This is a genomic window from Natrialba sp. PRR66 (genome assembly GCF_034808065.1).
GTDB lineage: Archaea > Halobacteriota > Halobacteria > Halobacteriales > Natrialbaceae > Natrialba > Natrialba aegyptia.
This window is the reverse complement of sequence record NZ_JAXHGN010000001.1, coordinates 975,330-992,565: the sequence shown is the minus strand read 5'-3', so window position 1 is coordinate 992,565 and position 17,236 is coordinate 975,330. Positions and strand designations below refer to the sequence as shown.

Annotated in this window: 19 protein-coding genes and 1 tRNA gene; 8 read left to right on the top strand and 12 right to left on the bottom strand. The window is 62.2% G+C overall.

Going from position 1 to position 17,236, the window contains the following annotated elements:
- Positions 1-295: 295 nt before the first annotated feature.
- From hflX to SM755_RS04730, 4 genes are all read left to right on the top strand, one after another.
- Complete coding sequence (hflX, locus tag SM755_RS04745) at positions 296-1,597, top strand: GTPase HflX (RefSeq protein WP_323171652.1); 1,302 nt, start codon at positions 296-298, stop codon at positions 1,595-1,597.
- 38 nt (positions 1,598-1,635) lie between these two features.
- A complete protein-coding gene (locus tag SM755_RS04740) occupies positions 1,636-1,779 on the top strand; it encodes a hypothetical protein (RefSeq protein WP_323171651.1) in 144 nt (47 codons plus the stop codon).
- A gap of 154 nt (positions 1,780-1,933) precedes the next feature.
- Complete coding sequence (locus SM755_RS04735) at positions 1,934-3,088, top strand: thiolase family protein (RefSeq protein WP_323171650.1); 1,155 nt, start codon at positions 1,934-1,936, stop codon at positions 3,086-3,088.
- Complete coding sequence (locus SM755_RS04730; protein ID WP_323171649.1) at positions 3,085-3,444, top strand: nucleic acid-binding protein; 360 nt, start codon at positions 3,085-3,087, stop codon at positions 3,442-3,444. Before SM755_RS04735 ends, SM755_RS04730 begins: the two co-directional genes overlap by 4 nt.
- A gap of 18 nt (positions 3,445-3,462) precedes the next feature.
- Here SM755_RS04730 and SM755_RS04725 read toward each other — a convergent pair whose 3' ends face one another.
- Positions 3,463-4,395 carry a hypothetical protein gene (locus tag SM755_RS04725; RefSeq protein ID WP_323171648.1) on the bottom strand — a complete coding sequence of 311 codons (933 nt, stop codon included), beginning with the start codon at positions 4,393-4,395 and terminating at the stop codon, positions 3,463-3,465.
- Between the two features lie 158 nt (positions 4,396-4,553).
- Here SM755_RS04725 and SM755_RS04720 point away from each other — a divergent pair, with 158 nt between their 5' ends.
- The 3 genes from SM755_RS04720 (at position 4,554) to SM755_RS04710 (ending at position 6,671) form a co-directional block, all read left to right on the top strand.
- Positions 4,554-5,351, top strand: coding sequence for a hypothetical protein (locus SM755_RS04720; protein ID WP_323171647.1), 798 nt, complete (start codon positions 4,554-4,556; stop codon positions 5,349-5,351).
- Between the two features lie 103 nt (positions 5,352-5,454).
- On the top strand, positions 5,455-6,207 hold the full coding sequence (locus SM755_RS04715) for a ribonuclease H-like domain-containing protein (RefSeq protein ID WP_323171646.1): 753 nt from the start codon (positions 5,455-5,457) through the stop codon (positions 6,205-6,207).
- Positions 6,208-6,260: 53 nt separating this feature from the next.
- On the top strand, positions 6,261-6,671 hold the full coding sequence (locus SM755_RS04710; RefSeq protein ID WP_323171645.1) for a thioesterase family protein: 411 nt from the start codon (positions 6,261-6,263) through the stop codon (positions 6,669-6,671).
- Between the two features lie 46 nt (positions 6,672-6,717).
- On the opposite strand, the gene SM755_RS04705 is transcribed toward SM755_RS04710, so the two are convergent.
- The 7 genes from SM755_RS04705 to SM755_RS04675 form a co-directional block, all read right to left on the bottom strand.
- On the bottom strand, positions 6,718-7,002 hold the full coding sequence (locus SM755_RS04705) for a HalOD1 output domain-containing protein (protein ID WP_323171644.1): 285 nt from the start codon (positions 7,000-7,002) through the stop codon (positions 6,718-6,720).
- Positions 7,003-7,687: 685 nt separating this feature from the next.
- Positions 7,688-7,761, bottom strand: a tRNA-Thr gene (locus tag SM755_RS04700).
- Positions 7,762-7,773: 12 nt separating this feature from the next.
- Positions 7,774-8,343 (bottom strand): GNAT family N-acetyltransferase, encoded by a 570-nt coding sequence (locus SM755_RS04695; protein ID WP_323171643.1) that lies wholly within the window; start codon positions 8,341-8,343, stop codon positions 7,774-7,776.
- Positions 8,344-8,376: 33 nt separating this feature from the next.
- Entirely contained in the window at positions 8,377-9,609 is a 1,233-nt protein-coding gene (gene pgk, locus SM755_RS04690) for a phosphoglycerate kinase (RefSeq protein WP_323171642.1), read from the bottom strand.
- Positions 9,610-9,848: 239 nt separating this feature from the next.
- Positions 9,849-10,475, bottom strand: coding sequence for a CBS domain-containing protein (locus SM755_RS04685; RefSeq protein WP_323171641.1), 627 nt, complete (start codon positions 10,473-10,475; stop codon positions 9,849-9,851).
- Positions 10,476-10,581: 106 nt separating this feature from the next.
- Positions 10,582-11,343 (bottom strand): GTP cyclohydrolase IIa, encoded by a 762-nt coding sequence (locus SM755_RS04680; RefSeq protein WP_323171640.1) that lies wholly within the window; start codon positions 11,341-11,343, stop codon positions 10,582-10,584.
- Positions 11,344-11,480: 137 nt separating this feature from the next.
- The gene (locus tag SM755_RS04675) at positions 11,481-11,807 is read right to left on the bottom strand and encodes a DUF5785 family protein (protein ID WP_006663930.1); all 327 of its coding nucleotides are present in this window, start codon (positions 11,805-11,807) and stop codon (positions 11,481-11,483) included.
- A gap of 92 nt (positions 11,808-11,899) precedes the next feature.
- On the opposite strand from SM755_RS04675, the gene SM755_RS04670 reads away from it, so the two are divergent.
- On the top strand, positions 11,900-12,673 hold the full coding sequence (locus SM755_RS04670; protein ID WP_323171639.1) for a DUF4013 domain-containing protein: 774 nt from the start codon (positions 11,900-11,902) through the stop codon (positions 12,671-12,673).
- Between the two features lie 30 nt (positions 12,674-12,703).
- On the opposite strand, the gene SM755_RS04665 is transcribed toward SM755_RS04670, so the two are convergent.
- Genes SM755_RS04665 through SM755_RS04650 form a run of 4 tightly spaced genes read right to left on the bottom strand, consistent with a single transcriptional unit; the run spans position 12,704 to position 17,118 of the window.
- A complete protein-coding gene (locus SM755_RS04665; protein WP_323171638.1) occupies positions 12,704-13,849 on the bottom strand; it encodes a sn-glycerol-3-phosphate ABC transporter ATP-binding protein UgpC in 1,146 nt (381 codons plus the stop codon).
- A gap of 22 nt (positions 13,850-13,871) precedes the next feature.
- A complete protein-coding gene (locus tag SM755_RS04660; protein ID WP_323171637.1) occupies positions 13,872-14,837 on the bottom strand; it encodes a carbohydrate ABC transporter permease in 966 nt (321 codons plus the stop codon).
- A complete protein-coding gene (locus tag SM755_RS04655) occupies positions 14,837-15,814 on the bottom strand; it encodes a sugar ABC transporter permease (protein ID WP_323171636.1) in 978 nt (325 codons plus the stop codon). Before SM755_RS04655 ends, SM755_RS04660 begins: the two co-directional genes overlap by 1 nt.
- A 20-nt stretch (positions 15,815-15,834) precedes the next feature.
- On the bottom strand, positions 15,835-17,118 hold the full coding sequence (locus tag SM755_RS04650) for an ABC transporter substrate-binding protein (RefSeq protein WP_323171878.1): 1,284 nt from the start codon (positions 17,116-17,118) through the stop codon (positions 15,835-15,837).
- Positions 17,119-17,236: the final 118 nt, after the last annotated feature.

Sequence of the window (17,236 nt, the reverse complement as noted above, 5' to 3'; positions counted from 1 at the left end):
CGCGTGCGCGCATGGAGTCTTCGTCTCGGCAACAGCGGCGACACCCGATCGAGTCCCAACCACAACAGTCCACGCTTCGTCTCGGTAGCACCGGCCGAGAATCGAGTACACTGTCCACGCTGCTCTGTGGCTGTGTCCCTGCAGCGGCAGTGGTCTCATCTGTGATACGTCTCACCAACGGTAGTAGCGGCTTTCGTCCAGACGCCGTCAGTACCAGTACAACCACCACCATCCGACCCAACCGCAGAACCACCGACAAACCCGAAGTGACCCCTGCAATCGCATTCGAATCCGCATGAGAGCACTCATCGCCAAGCGCGTCGACTCCGGAACGCCAGACACGAGCGAGATCTCCGACCTCGCCGCCGCCGCCGGCTACACCGTCGTCGGTGAGATTACCCAATCCCGCCGGGCTGACCCCGCACTCCAGATCGGCGAGGGCAAGGCCGAAGAACTCGCCGAAACAGCCGCCGCCACGGACGCGACGACCGTCATCTTCGACAACCGGCTTGGCCCCTACCAGACGTACAACCTCGGCCAACTCCTGCCCGAGGGTGTCGAAGTCATCGACCGGTTCACCCTCATCCTCGAAATCTTCGGCCAGCGCGCTCAAACTCGAAAAGCCCAGCTCCAGGTCGAACTCGCCGAACTCCGCTACGAACTGCCCCGCGCCGAGGCCAAGACCAGCCTCGCCAAACGCGACGAGCACCCCGGTTTCATGGGGCTCGGCGAGTACGACGAAAGCCGCGAGCAGGACATCAAAGACCAGATCAGCCGCATCACCGACGAACTCGAGCGCATCGAACAAACGGAGGAACACCGCCGCGAACGACGGCGCAACTCCGGGTTCGATCTGGTCGCGCTCGCGGGCTACACGAACGCCGGCAAATCCACGCTGCTCCGCCGACTCGCGGCCGATCTCGATGTCGACGAGAACGAGGATCTCCACCCCGACCTCGACTCGACCGCCGAATCCCAGGACAAGCTGTTCACCACGCTTGGAACGACCACCCGCCGCGCCGACATCGACCCGCGCGACGTGCTCGTAACCGACACCGTCGGTTTCATCAGCGATCTGCCCCACTGGCTCGTCGAATCCTTCAAATCGACGCTCGATTCCGTCTACCGGGCCGACCTCGTCTTGCTCGTCGTCGACGTGAGCGAAGACGTCGACGACATCCACGAGAAACTCGTTACCAGCCACGACACGCTCTACGAACGCAACGAGGCCCCGATCGTCACCGTCCTCAACAAGATCGATGCCGTCGACGACGCTGAACTCGAGGAAAAGCAAGAGGCGTTGTCCGCGCTCGCACCGAATCCGGTCACCGTCAGCGCGCGGGAGGGGACGAACGTCGACGCACTGCTCGATCGGATCGACAACGAACTGCCCGACTGGGAAAAAGAACGGCTCGTGCTGCCGATGACCGACGAGACGATGAGCGTGGTCTCGTGGATCCACGACAACGCCCACGTCGACGACGTTACCTACGGCGACGAAGACGTTCTCGTTTCCTTCGAGGCGCGACCCGCGGTAATCTCGCAGGCGCGCTCGCGTGCGAGCGAGTTGCAGACGGCGACGCCCGAATCAGCCTAACCTGATCGCTCCACTCCCGCCGGATAGTAGATTACCGTATGAAGAACGATTTGAGCGCCACGTTCGAGGAGAGCGGTCTCGACGACCACGCGTTCGTGTACGTCTCGTATTCGTCGGGGCCGGTCGATGAGTTCTACTTCACCATGGTGAAAGATGGTGGCGAGTGGTACATTTACCAGTAGCGAGCGCGGATCACCGTAATCGACATGTAGTCGGATAGACACTGCTGTGCAGGAACTGCCAGCTACCTGCCGCTCCCAGTACTGGTCGATACCGTCGCGCCGCGAACGTTCCGGACCCCTACCATATAAAACAGTGACCTGTGTGCAGTAGGGTATGGAACGTGTTGCAGTCATCGGCTCGTCGATGACCCAGTTCGGGCAGCGAGACGAGTGGGTTCTGGAACTCCTCTCGGAGGCGGGACTCGCCTGTCTCGACGACGCGGGCGTCGACGCGGCGGATGTCGAGCACCTGTACGTCTCGAACATGGCGAGCGGCGAGTTCGAGGGACAGACCGGGATCATGAACGCGCTGGCTCAGGACATCGACGCGACGCCGGCGTACACCCAGCGGGTCGACCAGACGAGTTCGAGCGGCGGGGCGGGCATCTACGCCGCCTGGCAGTCGGTCGCGAGCGGGGCGAGCGAGATGACGCTGCTCGTCGGCGGCGAGAAGATGACCCATCGAACGACCGGCGAGGCGACGGACGTGATCGCCTCGTTGACCCATCCGGTCGAGTACAAACACGGCGTGACCTTGCCCTCGTTCGCCGGCCTGACGGCTCGGCATTACCTCGATCGGTTCGATGCGCCCCGCGAGAGCCTCGGGAAGGTTGCGGTCAAGAACCACAAAAACGGCGTCGACAATCCGCACGCGCAGTTCCGGAAGGAGGTCGATCTGGAGACGGTGCTGGAGTCGCCGATCGTGGCCGATCCGCTCCGACTGTACGACTTCTGTCCGATCACGGACGGGTCGGCGGCCCTGCTGTTGTGTCCCGAATCCGTCGCCCAGGAGTACGCCGACAAGTACGCCGTCATCACGGGTATCGACGGTGCGACGGACACCCACGTCGTCCACGAGCGCGAGGACCCGACCGTAATGGGCGGCGTCGTCGAGAGCGGCGAGGGGGCCTACGAGATGAGCGGCCGCGAGCCCGACGATATCGACGTCGCTGAACTTCACGACATGTTCACGATCCTCGAGTTCCTCCAGATGGAGGGACTCGGCTTCGCCGAGCAGGGCGAGGCCTGGGAACTCGTCGAAGAAGGGGAGACGGAACGCGACGGCGAGTTGCCGATCAACACCTCCGGCGGGCTGAAATCGAAGGGTCATCCGCTCGGTGCGAGCGGCGTCGCACAGGGGGTCGAGATCTACGAACAGCTCGTCGGCGAGGCCGGCCCACGGCAGGTCGAGGCAGACGTGGGACTGTGCTGTAACGTCGGCGGCTTCGGCAACTGCGTTATCACCACTATCATGGAGGCAGCACAATGACGATGGACGCCTACCGGTACGAGGACGGCACGATCAGCTACCCTGGACATCCGCGCGGCCCCGACGGCGCGGAGCCGGTGGAAACGATCGATCTGAGCGAGTTCACCGCGGAGGTCATCACGTGGACGACCTCGACGGCGACGCCCCCGGGCGTTCGTGAGCCGAACCACTTGGCGATCGTCGAGTTCACGATCGAGGGCGAATCAGTGCGCGCGATCGGACAGGTGACGACGGGCGAGATCGAGGTCGGTGACCAGGTCCGGCCGGTCTACGCCGATGAACTCCGCGAGCCGGGTGCGGGCATTCGGGAGCCGGCGAGCCAGGAGTGGGACGGCTATCGGTTCGAGCCGGTCTAACGTCCTCCAGGTCGTATTCTATTCGCCGTTGCCGTCGGTATCGTTGCTGCTGGAATCGTTGTCGCTGCCATCTGTCTCGTCGTCATCGTCTGCAGTGGCCCCCGAATCGTCGCGATTATTGTCGTCGGCGTCCGGTTCGCTCGACTCCGTATCGGGATCGCGAGCGTCCTGCCCGTCATCGGCCGGCGGCTCCTCGTCCGAACTGTACCGATCCTTCAGCGTCTCGAGTTCAGCGTCGACATCGACGTTCGAGCCGTTCGCCGCCTCGGTTTCGTCCGTCGTCTCATCGCGTGGGGGGCGACCGTCACCGATGTCGATCTGAACCACATCGGTCGTCCCCGTCTCAGTGCTGTCGCCACTGGTATCAGGAGTCCCGTCATCGGGACCGGACTCGCGGTCGGCGGTCGCTTCCCGGAGGCGAGTATCGACTTCGTCACGAAGCCGACGCGCCTCTGTGAGCAGTTCACGGGCGTCTTCGTCCGCGGGAAGGGCGTCCGACGAGGCCGCCCGCTGGAGTTGCGTGAGGACCGTATCGAGCTGTGAGAGGGTCGTCCGACGAACGTCGGTGGCGCGCTCGCTCGTCGTTTCGGCCGCCGCCGACGCGCGGTCCCTGGCCTCTCGTTCGGTTCGAACGAGGTTGAGGCCGCGCTGGAACGCCTCGAGTGCGCGCACGCTCGATTCGAGGGCAGTGATGGCGGCGGGTATAGCGAACTCGTCGGTGAACGCGAGAACTTCCCGGGGAGACGGTGGCCGGAGCGGTGGTCCGGATGGCGATGCAGGTGAGAACGGGGACCGGCGGTCGCTCTCGGCGAGTTCTTGACGGAGTAGCTCGATCGTGTCGGTGAGTTCGCGAACGGCCGTCGCGAGATCCTCGTCGGGGTCGGAGCGAGGAGCACCGGAGTCGGAACTGGAGTCGGCGTTGGAGTTGGAGTTGGAGTCGGGGTCGCCCATACCCCCTGTATGGGGTCACGGTATGAAAATCCGGCTGTCGGGAGGAGAGAGGCTTCCGACCGCGAGTCGACCGGCTGAACTCGGACGGCGGCGAGCACCGTTTTTCTCCCGTATTCATCCCGAAATATTATGTGTGATCGGTGTCTCTGTCAGCGAAGATGGGGTCAGAATCTGGGGGTTCCGACGTCACGGAGACGGACAGCGCGACGGTGCCAAGGGGAACCGTTGACACCGAGACGGAGATGACCTTCGCACAGACCCTCGATGCACTCAAACGAGAGGGGAGTTCGGTCCTGGTCGTCGGTGCTGACAGCCAGGGGGCACACGAGGCTGTCTGCCGGCGGCTCGCAGGCGTTCACCGAGAGTCAAGCTCAGACTCAGACTCAAACTCAGACACAGACTCGGAGACGCTGGAGACAGCTGACTCGCGCGGCGTCCAGTATCGACTGCGCGTCACGGGCACCGTCGATGAAACAACCAGCGCGGACTCTTGGCAGGACTGTCCGAACCAGTCGACCCGGACGCGTACGATTTCGACGGCTTCCCTCGATCGCTCCCGGCCCGGTCACACGCACCCGTCCGAGTCGTTGCCGGGTGAGCAGCCGCTAATCGGCACGCTCGGCCTCGAAATTATCGAGGCGATCGACGAGTTCGACCGAGAGACGGCCGACCGCAGACCGGCGGGGCTTCGTCTCTGTCTGGATTCACTGGTCACGTTGCTCGACGAGCACGACACGGACGAGGTCTTTCGACTGTTGCATCTGGTGACGACCGCCACGACTCATGCTCGGGGAGTCGGTCACGTCCACCTGCCGCTCGACTCGGACCACGACGCCGTTGCGCTGCTCGAACCGCTGTTCGATGCGGTCGTCGAACTGCGAACGCGCGACGGTATCGACGAACAGCGTTGGACGCTGCGCGATCGCGAACTGGTGACGGAGTGGATGCCGGTCTGATCGGTCCTCCTTTCGTGGCACTCGATGGACGTCGATCGCGTACCCGCCAGTACGGCTTCGATCGATCCAAGCACTTTTCTCTCCGCCACTCCCCTCCACTGGTGTGCGAATCGAGAACAGTTTCATTCCCGTTCGCGGCGTCGGCGAGGTGACCGAACGCCGCCTCTGGGAACACGGAATTACCCACTGGGACGAGTTCGACGGTAGCGTCGTCGGTGACACGCTCACGGATCGGATCGAGACGTTCATCGAAACGGGCCGAGCCCACCTGGAGCAGGGTGACGTCGCTCCGTTCGCGGAGTCTCTTCCCGCTTCGAGTCGCTGGCGACTCTACGAAAACGCCCGCCAGAACACGTGCTTTCTCGACATCGAAACGACCGGTCTTGATGCAAGTCACCACGACGTGACGACAGTCAGCCTTCATCGCAACGGCGAAACGACGACGTTCGTCAAGGGCCGAGATCTCACGCGCGACCGACTCGCGACTGCACTCGACGCCGCATCGCTGCTGGTCACGTTCAACGGCCAACGCTTTGACGTGCCGTTTCTCGAGACTTGCTACGATCTGGACGTGACGACGCCGCACGTCGACCTCATGTACCCCTGCAAGAAAATCGGCCTCGACGGCGGACTCAAAGCGATCGAACGGGACGTCGGTATCGAGCGCGACCTCCCGGAGATACACGGCCGCGATGCCGTCCGCCTCTGGCGGGAGTACGAACGCGGCGACGACGCCGCACTCGAAACCCTGATCGAATACAACCGGGCGGACACGCAACACATGAAACCGCTTCTCGAACTCGTCACAGAGCGGCTTCACGAGCAGGTGTTCGAATCGGCCTGTCGTGGCGAATAATTCTGGTCCCGGCAACCAGTACGTATACGGGTGTCGGACCACCATCCTTCTCCATGACTCCCGGAACTGAGCCGGACACGGCAACGGATACCTACGTCGTCGACATCGACGTTCGGCTTCGAGATATCGACTTCATGGGCCACGTCAACAACGCTACCTACGCAACCTACCTCGAACAGGCCCGAGAGGCCTACTTTCAGGACGTTTTCGACACCTCGCTCGCCGATATCGATACCGTTCTCGCACATCTCGAAATTGACTACAAACAGCCAATCGAAGCCGACGCAGCCGTCTCCATCGCACTCTCCGTCGGTGAACTCGGTACGGCGAGTCTCCCGCTCACGTACGAGATTTACGCCGACGAGTCCCTGGCAGCGACGGCCACGACCGTCCAGGTCTTCATCGACCCCGGTACCGGCGACTCACGGCCCATTCCGGAGGCCTGGCGTTCCCAGCTCGACTAGTCCACCATCGTTTTTCGATCGAGAGACCACCTCGCCGGTGGAGATACTACGATGATTCCTCTCGCAAGGTCACCTCACCATCGCCCGTAATAACGACGTGGTAACCATTGAACGTGAACTCGACACGGCCCGAAATTCTATCGGACCCGTCCTGTCGCGGTGCAAACAGTGCATCCAGTGCTTCGGGATTGACGACAGTATAGAGGGATTCGTACTCGGGCGGTTCGATGTCTGTCGGATCGACTCCCTCTCGTTCGGCGACTGCAGCGATTACGTCGAAGCTAAGCGACCGTGTCTCGGCGGTCTCCGAACGATCGACTGAGAGTAGCATTGGCCGGACTCTTTCCTCGCCCATATATAAATCCACTGGCCTCAACCCAAGCTTGTAGTATATGTCTGTTGTCTACTGTCTGTAGTTGTACACTGATGTATTTATTTCTATGAATATAATAGATAATATAGTTGAGTTCAGCCCAGTTGAGACGTTTCAGGGAGGCGTATCCACCAAACAGGTACTCGTTGTAGGAGGCGGAACACGCCACAGTTTCCGGCGTTCGAGGCTAATATTGAAGCCGACCTTTGCCGTGAGTATGACGACGCCGTGGTAGTCTCTCAGTTGATGACGGTTCCGGGAACCGAGATCCATTCGATTTCCTCGTCTGCTCTCTTTGTACTGTGTGAGGATACTCGGCCAGATACGTCGGCTGGTCACGATTGCGGTGCAGGCTGGGGGAAAAGTCACCGTCGAGTTCTCGAGTGATCGATCGATAGATGCGATCTGGTTCGTCGGGCTGCACTTCGGTTGCGCCGACGGCGAACCCACCCCGCCCTTATCAGATGTGAACTCGACCAACCGTTCGACGCGGTCGGTGCGCAATCCGAGAGGATACTCGATACCCATCCGCGTGGATTCAGCGGTAGAACGAGTGTTGAACCGGCGGGCCGAATTACTGGCGTTCTCCGAATGCCGGAATGTGTCGATACCAGCCGGTAAGCTGTTTGAGCCTACGGATTTAAGCCAGGGGTGGGATTTGAACCCACGAAGTCTCGATTACAAGTCGAGTGCATGAACCGCCCATGCTCCCCTGGCGCAGTCCGTTGGTTAGCAATCCTCCTTTGAATGTGTATCGTTTTCGGTTTCTGTTCGGCGATCCGTTCGACCGGACCGCTCAGTCTCGGAATCAGTATCCGCCCCGGCTGTGGGCTCCTCGAGCGATCGTTTCATCGCCACTCGATAGGGTTCGTATCCGTGCGCTCGGTAAAACCGCCTTGCGTCCTCGTTTTGTGCCATCACTTCGAGCAGCAACACCTCCGCGCCCTTCGATTCGAGTTCAGCCGTGGCGGCCTCGAGTAGCGCGGACCCGATGCCCCGGTCGCGATAGGCCGGGTCGACGTAGAGATTCGAGAGGGTGCCGCGCGTCCGCTCGAGTTCGAGACTGCCGCGTTCGAGTGAGACGGAGGCAAAGCCGACGATCGCGTCGTCGACGCGAGCGACGAGAAGGCCGTCGGCGACGCGGTGTGCGGCGAGGGTCTCGCGCATCAGTTCGCGGTTGGCCGCCGCGCGGACGGCCGAGTCGAACTCGCGCTGGCCGCGGGCGAGGCGGACCCAGAGATCGGTGACCGCTTCGAGATCGGCGCTCGTGGCGTGGTCGATAGTCAGATCGTCGCTCATCGTCGGTTGTCGGTCATCGATCTTCGGCGCGGTTCAGTGGCCATTGTCGAGGTCGGACGCAGCGTCACCGGGACGCTCGAGCGCGCTCACGGCGGGGAGTTGATCGGCGGTCAGCATTTGCAACGCGGCACCGCCGCCGGTACTCACGTGTGAAAAGCCCTCGACGCCGAGTCGGCGGAGCGCCGAGGCAGTGTCGCCACCGCCGACGATACTCGTCGGCACGCCCGTCGCCGCGCCGTAGAGCCGTCTGGTTCCCAGTTCGAACCGGTCGTCCTCGAAGACGCCGGCCGGCCCGTTGAGGATAACGGTACCTGCGTCCTCGAGAAGCCGCTCGTAGTAGGCGAGCGTCGACGAGCCGATATCCATCGCGGCCTCGCCCTCCTGGGGCGGTAACGCGTTGACACCCAGTTCGTGGCGGCTGTCGTCGCGGTCGACAGCAACATCGCGCGGCAGCGCGATCCGGTCGCCGTAGGCGTCGAGCAAGTCGCTGGCGCGATCGATCTCGTCCCAGTAGCCCTGTTCGTAGATGAAATCCGAACTCGCGTCGCCGAGGTCGACGCCGTCGGCGATAAGGAAGACGTTGGCGACGACGCCGGCGGTGAGGATGTGATCGGCGAGGTCCTTCTCGAGAACGCTCCAGGCGACATCGATTGAATCGGGGACTTTCGCGCCGCCGAGGACGTAGATCCGCGGTTCGGGCGTCTCCTCGATCGAGCCGAGTACGTCGAGTTCGGATTCCATGACGCGACCCGCGTAGCCCGGCACGACGGTCGGAAAGCCGACGAGCGAGGGCTGCGAGCGGTGGGCCGCGGCGAAGGCGTCGTTCACGTAGGCATCGAGGACGGGTGCGAGATTCGCCACGAGCTGTGTTCGAGCAGCGCGGTCCGGATCGAATTCCATGTATTCCTCGCTGTAGAAGCGGGTGTTCTCGAGGACGACGCAGTCGCCGTCGTCGAGCGAGCGGACGGCATCGCGTGCGGCCTGGCTGAACGTTGCATCGACGTAGTCGACGGGACGGCCGAGCAGGTCGGAGAGACGGTCGGCGTGTGGAGACAGGGAGCCGAAATCGTCACCGCCGGGTCGGCCCTGGTGGGCAAGGACGGCAACCCGACCGCCGCGCTCGAGCAATTCCGAGAGCGTATCGACGTGAGCACGGAGCCGGGCGTCGTCGGCGAGAGACCCGTCGTCGGCGATCGGACTATTGATGTCGACCCGAACGCCGACGGTTGTCCCTTCGACGTCGAGGTCGTCGAGGGTATCAATCATTGTCGGTCAGTCCACCGCGGCACCCGAAAGGTCTTTCTATCGGAGAGATAGTCTCCGTCTGCTGTATCCGTGAGTCGTGATTACAGCGACCATGATAACGGTCAGTGTCCTCGCTCACGTAGCGCCAGCCCCTTCCCTCGCTCACCGAGACTGGCCAGTCAGCAGTCGGCTTCGAAGGCTGCTAGCTGAACTCGTCTGCGGGCGGAACTGTGTGGTCTAGAGCGCCACGAGTCGGGATGTCATACCGTCCGGCAATCGGTACAGACCAGTTGGCCGTTCGCATCCCAGAGTTCGTCAGCGAGTGAGCCACAGGATTCACAGACGCCCTGCGTCGAATACTCGTCACCGCCGTTTGGCTGCAGTTGGGCCTGTGTGTCGAGTTCGCCTCTCGGCGTCGTGGCGGCGAGGCGTTCGTCGCCGCGATCCTGATCGGCGACGGCGCTCGATTCGGGGTCGGTCGTTCGTGGTGGCGTCATCGTCGCCTGGAACGAGCCGGCGGCAGCGATGACATCGCGTTGGGTAACGACGCCACGGAGTTCGGTATCGCGTTCGACGACGAGATTGCGGATGTTTTCACGAGCCATGATCGTTGCTGCGTCGGTAACCGACCGGGCCGGGTCGATGGAGATGACGGGGGCGGTCATGGCTTCGCCGACGGTCGTTTCGGCGGGATCGCGGCCGGCTGCGACGAGACCGAGGACGTCCCACTCGGTCATGATGCCGACCGGGTCAGCGCCGCGGACGACGAGCACACAGCCGGTGTGTTCCTCGCGCATGAGCGTTACTGCGTCCTGAACGGTGTCTGACTCGCTGACACCGACGTATTCGGTCGTCAGGACATCCCTGACCGACAGTTCCGATTCCATGTGTGAACACACCGCGCGGTCGGGCTAAAAACTACCTCCACCACACTTAAGCGGCCACACACCGAAGTTTTCTGCTTCTACGACCGCGGATATCGATGTCAGCGGGCTACCAGTCTACTTCGACTCTGGTTCCGTCTGCCCGACAGATTTCGAGCGCGTGTTTTGCAGCGAATCCGGCGTCGTGAGCGTTCTCACCGCGCCCAACGCCGACCTGGAGTTCGACATCGACGGCGTCCTCGACGTGGTGAATCGCGTCCTCGTAGTCGCCTTCCGTCAGGTTCGGACAGGAGACGATAATGTTGTCGCCGCCGACGAAAAAGGAGAGGCTCTCGTGGGCGGTGCGCATGTGTCGCATGAGTTCCGCGTAGCCCTGTTCGATTTCGATGAACGTATCGAAGGCGTTGAGCTCGTCCGTGTAGTTGCCCGTCGCGTTGATAACGTCGAAGTGGGCGATCTGGACGTCGTCGGCGGTCTGGTGGGCAGTTTCGATCGCCCGTCCCTTGAGACACTCGCGCCGACTCTTGTCCTGTGCGCTGCCCGCTTCCTGTACCAGCGTGGTCGCATCGGCAAGCGCCTGGACGGGCGAGGTGCCGGTCGCAACGCCGAGACTGAGCGTCACGGGGTAGCGATTGTTCACCGACTCCTGAAGGAGTTCGTGGTCCGCCATCGAGAGCCCGTTCGTAACCGCGATCATGTTGTCGAACCGACTGAAGAAGACGTAGCCACCACGGTTGCCGACGAACTGGGAGATGTCGGCGTAGAGTCGCGATTGCATCGTCTGGAGGTCGGCTTCGCGTCGCGGCTCCGGCGTCACCGTCCACGGCCCATAGTTGTCGATCTGAACGAGCGTTACCTGCGTGTTAGTCACGGTGCCCGAAGGTTTCGAACGCCATCGTATAAGTGATACGTAATCCAGATTCGTGATGGCGAACGGTCGTTAGCCGTATTCAGCCGCGACGGTCACAGCATCACTCCGAGTGGGGCCGAGTCGAACAACGGCGAGACTCAGGCGTGTTTCTGCTCCGGATTTACGCCCTGCGGGTGGTAGTCCCAGAAGCCCCCCTGCCGCATCGCCGCGCCGACCGCCTTGTGCATGTCCGTAATCGTCTCGAACTCCGCCTGCTCGACGAACTCGAAGATCTCACTGAGTGGGACGACCGTCCGGTAGTTCACCCGGATCGGATCGTCGCCGTACTCCGCGACGAACTCGTCTCGATCGAGCGGGAAGTCCTCGTCCTCGTCGACCTTCTTGGCGATAACTGCCATGTCGTACTTGCGCATCCCCTCGCTGCCTTCCTCGCCGTCGGGGTCGTGTGGCCAGTCCGAACTCATACCCGGATGTGTGCAGGGGTCCCGCAAAAGGGTTACTCTTGGCCGTCGGCAACCAGCAATCGTTATACCGCGAGCGTCCCCAGAGGTGGGTGATGGCGCTTGGACTGAGCGAGGCGCTGCGGTATCCATTCCGCGGCGATCGCTCGCCGGATCTATTCGTGATCGGTGGTCTGCTCGGACTCGTGACAGTTATCACAGGGCAACTGAGTGTAGCACTGAGTGCATCGAATCCACTTTTCGCACTTCCGTTTGCCGTCGTGACGGCAGTGACCGCCGTCGTCTTGTTGGGCTATCTCCTTCGCGTATTCGAAACGACAGCGGCCGAGAGCGAGACGCTACCGTCGTTTCGTCCGCTCGGATCGATACTCCAGCGCGGGTGTCGACTGGCCGTCCTCTCGATCGGCTACGCGATCCTTTTGAGCGCCGTCTTTGCGGTCGTCCTCACGGTGTTTACGCGACTCCCGTTCGCTGCAGAATCGGTCGGATTCACCGGATCGATGGTGTTTTTCCTGCTGTCGACGACGACGCTCGTCGCCGTTCTCGCGATCGGGTACGCGTACTCGGTTGCCGTCGGGCGTACTGCCGAGGGGGCGACGATTATCGAAGCGATCGATATCCGCTCGCAGCGACCGATTCTCGTAGACGGCGGCTACGCTGTTGCGTGGACGGCTGCACTGGTCGTCGTAGTCCCCGGTTGGGGATTTCTCGCAGCGGCGTTCTCCCGGCGAACGATATTCGGGGTTATCGCGGTCTTTCTTGCCTTCTACGCACATCTCGTTTCGATCCGCGTTCTCGCGCGCGGCTATCGAAGCGCAATGGGACGTGACACACCCGCCCCGGATCGAGACGGGGAACTGACTCGGTAGGCGGATCGAAAGATCGAAAAAGAGGCCGGGTCAGAGCTTCGTTTCCGGAATCGTCGTCGACTCGACCGTTCGGTTACGCAGTGCGTGTCCGCTCTGTCGGTCGAAGATATGCACCGCCGATTCGGGGATGTGCGCGTAGACGGTCTCTCCCGCCTCGACGTGGTGCATCCCGTCGACCGTGGCGACGAACGTCTGTGTCTGCTCGTCACCGATGGTGAGGTAGACGTTATTTTCGTTGCCCATCGGTTCGACGACATCGACGACCGTTTTGTAGGTGTGGGCCCCGTCTGCGGTGGATTGGAGGTCGATGTCCTCCGGGCGAACGCCGAGGACGAGTTCAGCGTGGGCGCCCGCAAGCGCGTCACCAGTTTCGTTCGAGAGGTCGTACCTGAAGTGGTCGTGGACGAGCTGGCCGTCGTCGCGGGTTACGTCGAAGAAGTTCATCGAGGGTTCGCCGATGAAGCTGGCGACGAAGAGGTTTGCGGGTTCGTGGTAGCACTCGAGTGGGGTGCCGACCTGCTGGAGTTCGCCGTCGTTCAGGATGGCGATTTTGTCGGCCATCGTCATCGCCTCGGTCTGATCGTGGGTGACGTAGATGGTGGCGACGTCGAGATCGTTCTGCAGGCGTTTGAGTTCCGTGCGCATCTGTGCGCGGAGTTTGGCGTCGAGGTTCGAGAGGGGTTCGTCGAGCAGGAAGACCTCGGGGTCGCGGACGATCGCGCGGCCGAGGGCGACGCGCTGTTGTTGGCCGCCGGAGAGGTCGTCCGGTTTGCGTTCGAGGAGCTCCTCGATGCCGAGCATGTCGGCGGCGGACTCGACCGTTCGTTCGATCTCGTCGTCGGGCATCGTGGTCGACTCCTGCAGCCCGAAGGCCATGTTTTCACGGACGGTCATGTGCGGGTACAGCGCGTAGGACTGGAACACCATCGCGATGTTCCGGTCTTTCGGTTTCGAGTCGTTGACGACCGTGTCGCCGAGTCGGACCTGGCCGGCGCTGATCGATTCCAAGCCGGCGACCATTCGGAGAGTCGTCGACTTGCCACAGCCGGAGGGGCCGACGAGGACGAGGAATTCCCCGTCTTCGATCGTGAGCGATACGTCGTCGACGGCGGTGATTTGGTTGCCGTCGCGTTCCGTGAACACCTTGGTTACGGCGTCAAGTTGTAGGTCTGCCATCGTTTTGATCTGTGAGTTGTGATCACATCGTCTGTCCTTTCGCGAACTGTTCTCCGAACATGATGTACACGAGAATCGTCGGGAGCGCTGCGATGAACGCACCTGCCATCTGCACGCCGTAGTCGGTCGCCATCGCGCCCTGGAGTGCGTTTAACTCGAGGGTGACGACGTAGTTCGCGCGGTCGCTGAGCAGGACGAGCGCGAACAGGAAGTCGTTCCAGATTTGCGTGAACTGGTAGATCAGCGTCACGGCGAACATCGGGACCGAGAGCGGCAGGACGATCTTCCGGTAGATTCGGGCGAGGCTCGCGCCGTCGAGGCGCGCCGCCTCGATGAGTTCGTCGTCGAGCGTCTGGTAGTACGATCGAAAGAGGACCGTACAGATCGGGGTCCCGTAGGCGATGTGGGTAATTATCAGTTCGACGAGTTCACCGCGCTCGTGGAGCCCGGAGATGTCGACGATCGACCAGAACTGACGGAGCGGGACGAGGACGGCCTGGTAGGGAATGAAGACGGCCGCGAGGAACAGCGCGAGCAAGAATGCCTGCCCGCGCCAGTTGACCTTGGTGAGGCCGTAGGCGGCCAGGCTGCCGAGCAGTGCCGAGAAGACGGCTGCGGGGATCGTCAGCGCGAAGCTGTTTACCATCCCCATGGCGAGTTCGCCGCCGGCGGTGAGCCAGGGGTCGATCGTGATCCCCTCGATTGGCGGCTGGAGCGGCGAGGTCTCGCGGTACGCTTCCTGGGTCTTGAACGCGGTCGTCAGCCCGCCGTACAGCGGGGAGAGGTAGCCGATCACGAGTGCAAGCAACGCGCCGTAGAGCGCGAGCCGACCGGGTCCGATAGCCGGGAGACGAGAGGAGTCGTCGGTCGCTGGTTTCGGTTCCGTGTCCGTGTCTGTCTCCGTCTGCGTGTCCCTATCCGCGTTCGTGTCGGTATCCGCGTCCGCATCTATATCTGTGTCTGTGTGAGCGTCGGTATCGTCCGTCATTAGAGTGCACCTCGCTTGTACTGCGTGTAGGCGTACGGTCCGATGATCGTCAGTGCGAGCGCGAACAGGACCACGGCGATCGCAGCGCCGTAGGCCCACTGGCTCGAGGAGAACGCCTCGCGGTACATCGTGACCGCGAGGATGTCGACGGAGCGACCGGGATTGGTCCCGAACATCACGTAGATGAAGTCAAACGCCTTGAGCGCGAAGACCATCAACACGACGACTGCGCCGATGGTCGAGGACCGAAGCTGCGGGATGATAACTCGCCAGTACAGCTTCAGCGTCGACGCGCCGTCGATCCGCGCGGCTTCGTAGTGTTCGTCCGGAATCGCCCGCAGCCCCGCGAGGTAGACGATCATACAGTAGCCGCTGAACTGCCAGATGAGCGCGACGATCACCGCCGCGAGTTTGAACTGCGGGTTGCCGATCCAGTTGTGCGTCAGCAAATCGAGTCCGAAGACGTTCAACGTCGTATTGATCACCCCGTTCGACGCGTACATCCACGACCAGAAGATTGCCGTCACGACGAACGACAGCGCCATCGGTAGCAGGTAGATCGTCCGAAACACGTTTTCGAAGCGAATCTTCCGGTCGATGAGCAGGGCGAGCCCCAGCCCGACGACCAGCGACGACCCCGTAAACGTGATGAGAAGCAGGATCGTGTTCCAGAGCGACGCTCTGAAGTTCTGGTCCGCCGGCAACTGGCGATACATCTCGAGCGAGAGATCGGTATACTCCGGTTGTCCGAGCCCCGACCAGCCAGTAAACGAGATGGCGATGTTCCAGGCGATTGCCCCGTAAACGAACAGCAAGACGAGCAGCGTCGGCGGCAGCCAGAACGGCATCGACTCGACAAAGTCACTGTCTCGAAGCCGGCCGGCGAGCGACCCTTGCGTCTGCGTTCCCTGGGACTGCTCCGTCGCCGTCTCGGATAGCGGGTTGAGCCGTCGGAGGGAGTTCCGTAACGAATCCATAGTAAATCCCTCTTCCAGCGTTACTGGAAGCTATTGCCGAGTTCGTTGTACGTCTCGTCGACGTTCCAGTTATCGATGAAGTTCGAGAACGCGCCCTCGACCTCGGTCTGGATATCCGGCGCGACTGCCAACCCGTGGGCGATCGACGGCGGCTGTTCGTCCGACTCCTCGAAGTCGGCCATCTGATCCTGGAGGAACGGGGTGAACGCTTCGTCCGAAACGTCGGTCCGCGGCGGAATCGAGCCCTTGGCCTGGTTGAACCGCTCCTGTGCGTCCGCGGTACCCGCATAGCGCAGGAATCGCACGGTCGCGTTCGGCGACGGGTTGAACTTCGGGAACACGAACGAGTCGATGACCATCACGTACATCCCGTCGGTTCCCGGGAACGGGACGTAATCCCAGTCGTCTCCGTACGCGAGTTCTTCGTCGGTTTCGTACTGGCCGGCGGCCCAGTCTCCCTGGTGGAAGAACGCGGCCTCGCCGGAGTTGATGTAGTCGCTCGCGTCGTCCCAGTCGTTCATCGAACTCGCGTCCTCGTTGAAGAACTCGCTGTAGTCGACGACGAGTTCGAGCGAGTCGCGGACTTCGGATTCGTTCTCCTCGACGTTCCCCTCGATGACCGAGTCGTACACATCGGTGCCGTACTCGCCGAGCAGGACCTGCGCCCACAGCTGCAGCGTCGACCACGACGACTGGGTCTGTTGGGCCATTCCGACGTAGCCCGCCTCGTCGGCGGTCTCCATCGCGTCGATGAGCGCGCTCGGACTGTCGATCGATTCGGGATCGATGCCGCTGTCCTCGATAACGTTGACGTTGTAGAACAGGTTGTTCAGCCGGTGGATGTTGATCGGCACGGCGACGAAGTCGCCGTCCGGCCGCGCGACCTCGATCGGCCCGTCGAGGTACGCCTCCTCCATCTCGTCGTTCCAGACGTGTCCCTCGATGTCGTAGAGCAGGTCGTCGGCGGTGTAATCCGCGAGCGCCTGGCCCGGCCAAACCTGGAACGTGCTCGGCGGATCCTGGTCGACGACCCGGTTTCGAATGTCCGCCTCGAGCGCGCTCCCGGCCCCTCCCGGTGACGGCGAGGACTCGACGGTAATATCCGGGTACTCCTCCTCGAACCCTTCGACGAGCGCCTCGAAGGCTTCCGCCTCCGCGTCGGCCGTCCACCAGTGGCCGATCTCGACCGACTCGAACTCGTCGGGATCCTCCTCGAGGAGTTCATCGAGCGGTTCGGCCTCGTTGCCGCCACCGAGACAACCCGCCGCCGCAGCTAGCCCGAGTGCCCCCGTCGCTTGCAACACCCGCCGTCGTGAGCGTCCGTTCGTGGTAGAATTTTTTCTAACCATAGTCAACCCTTCTACTGTATGCGAGATGTGTACATAGTAATAAGGCCTTTGATAATGATGGACAACATTGATT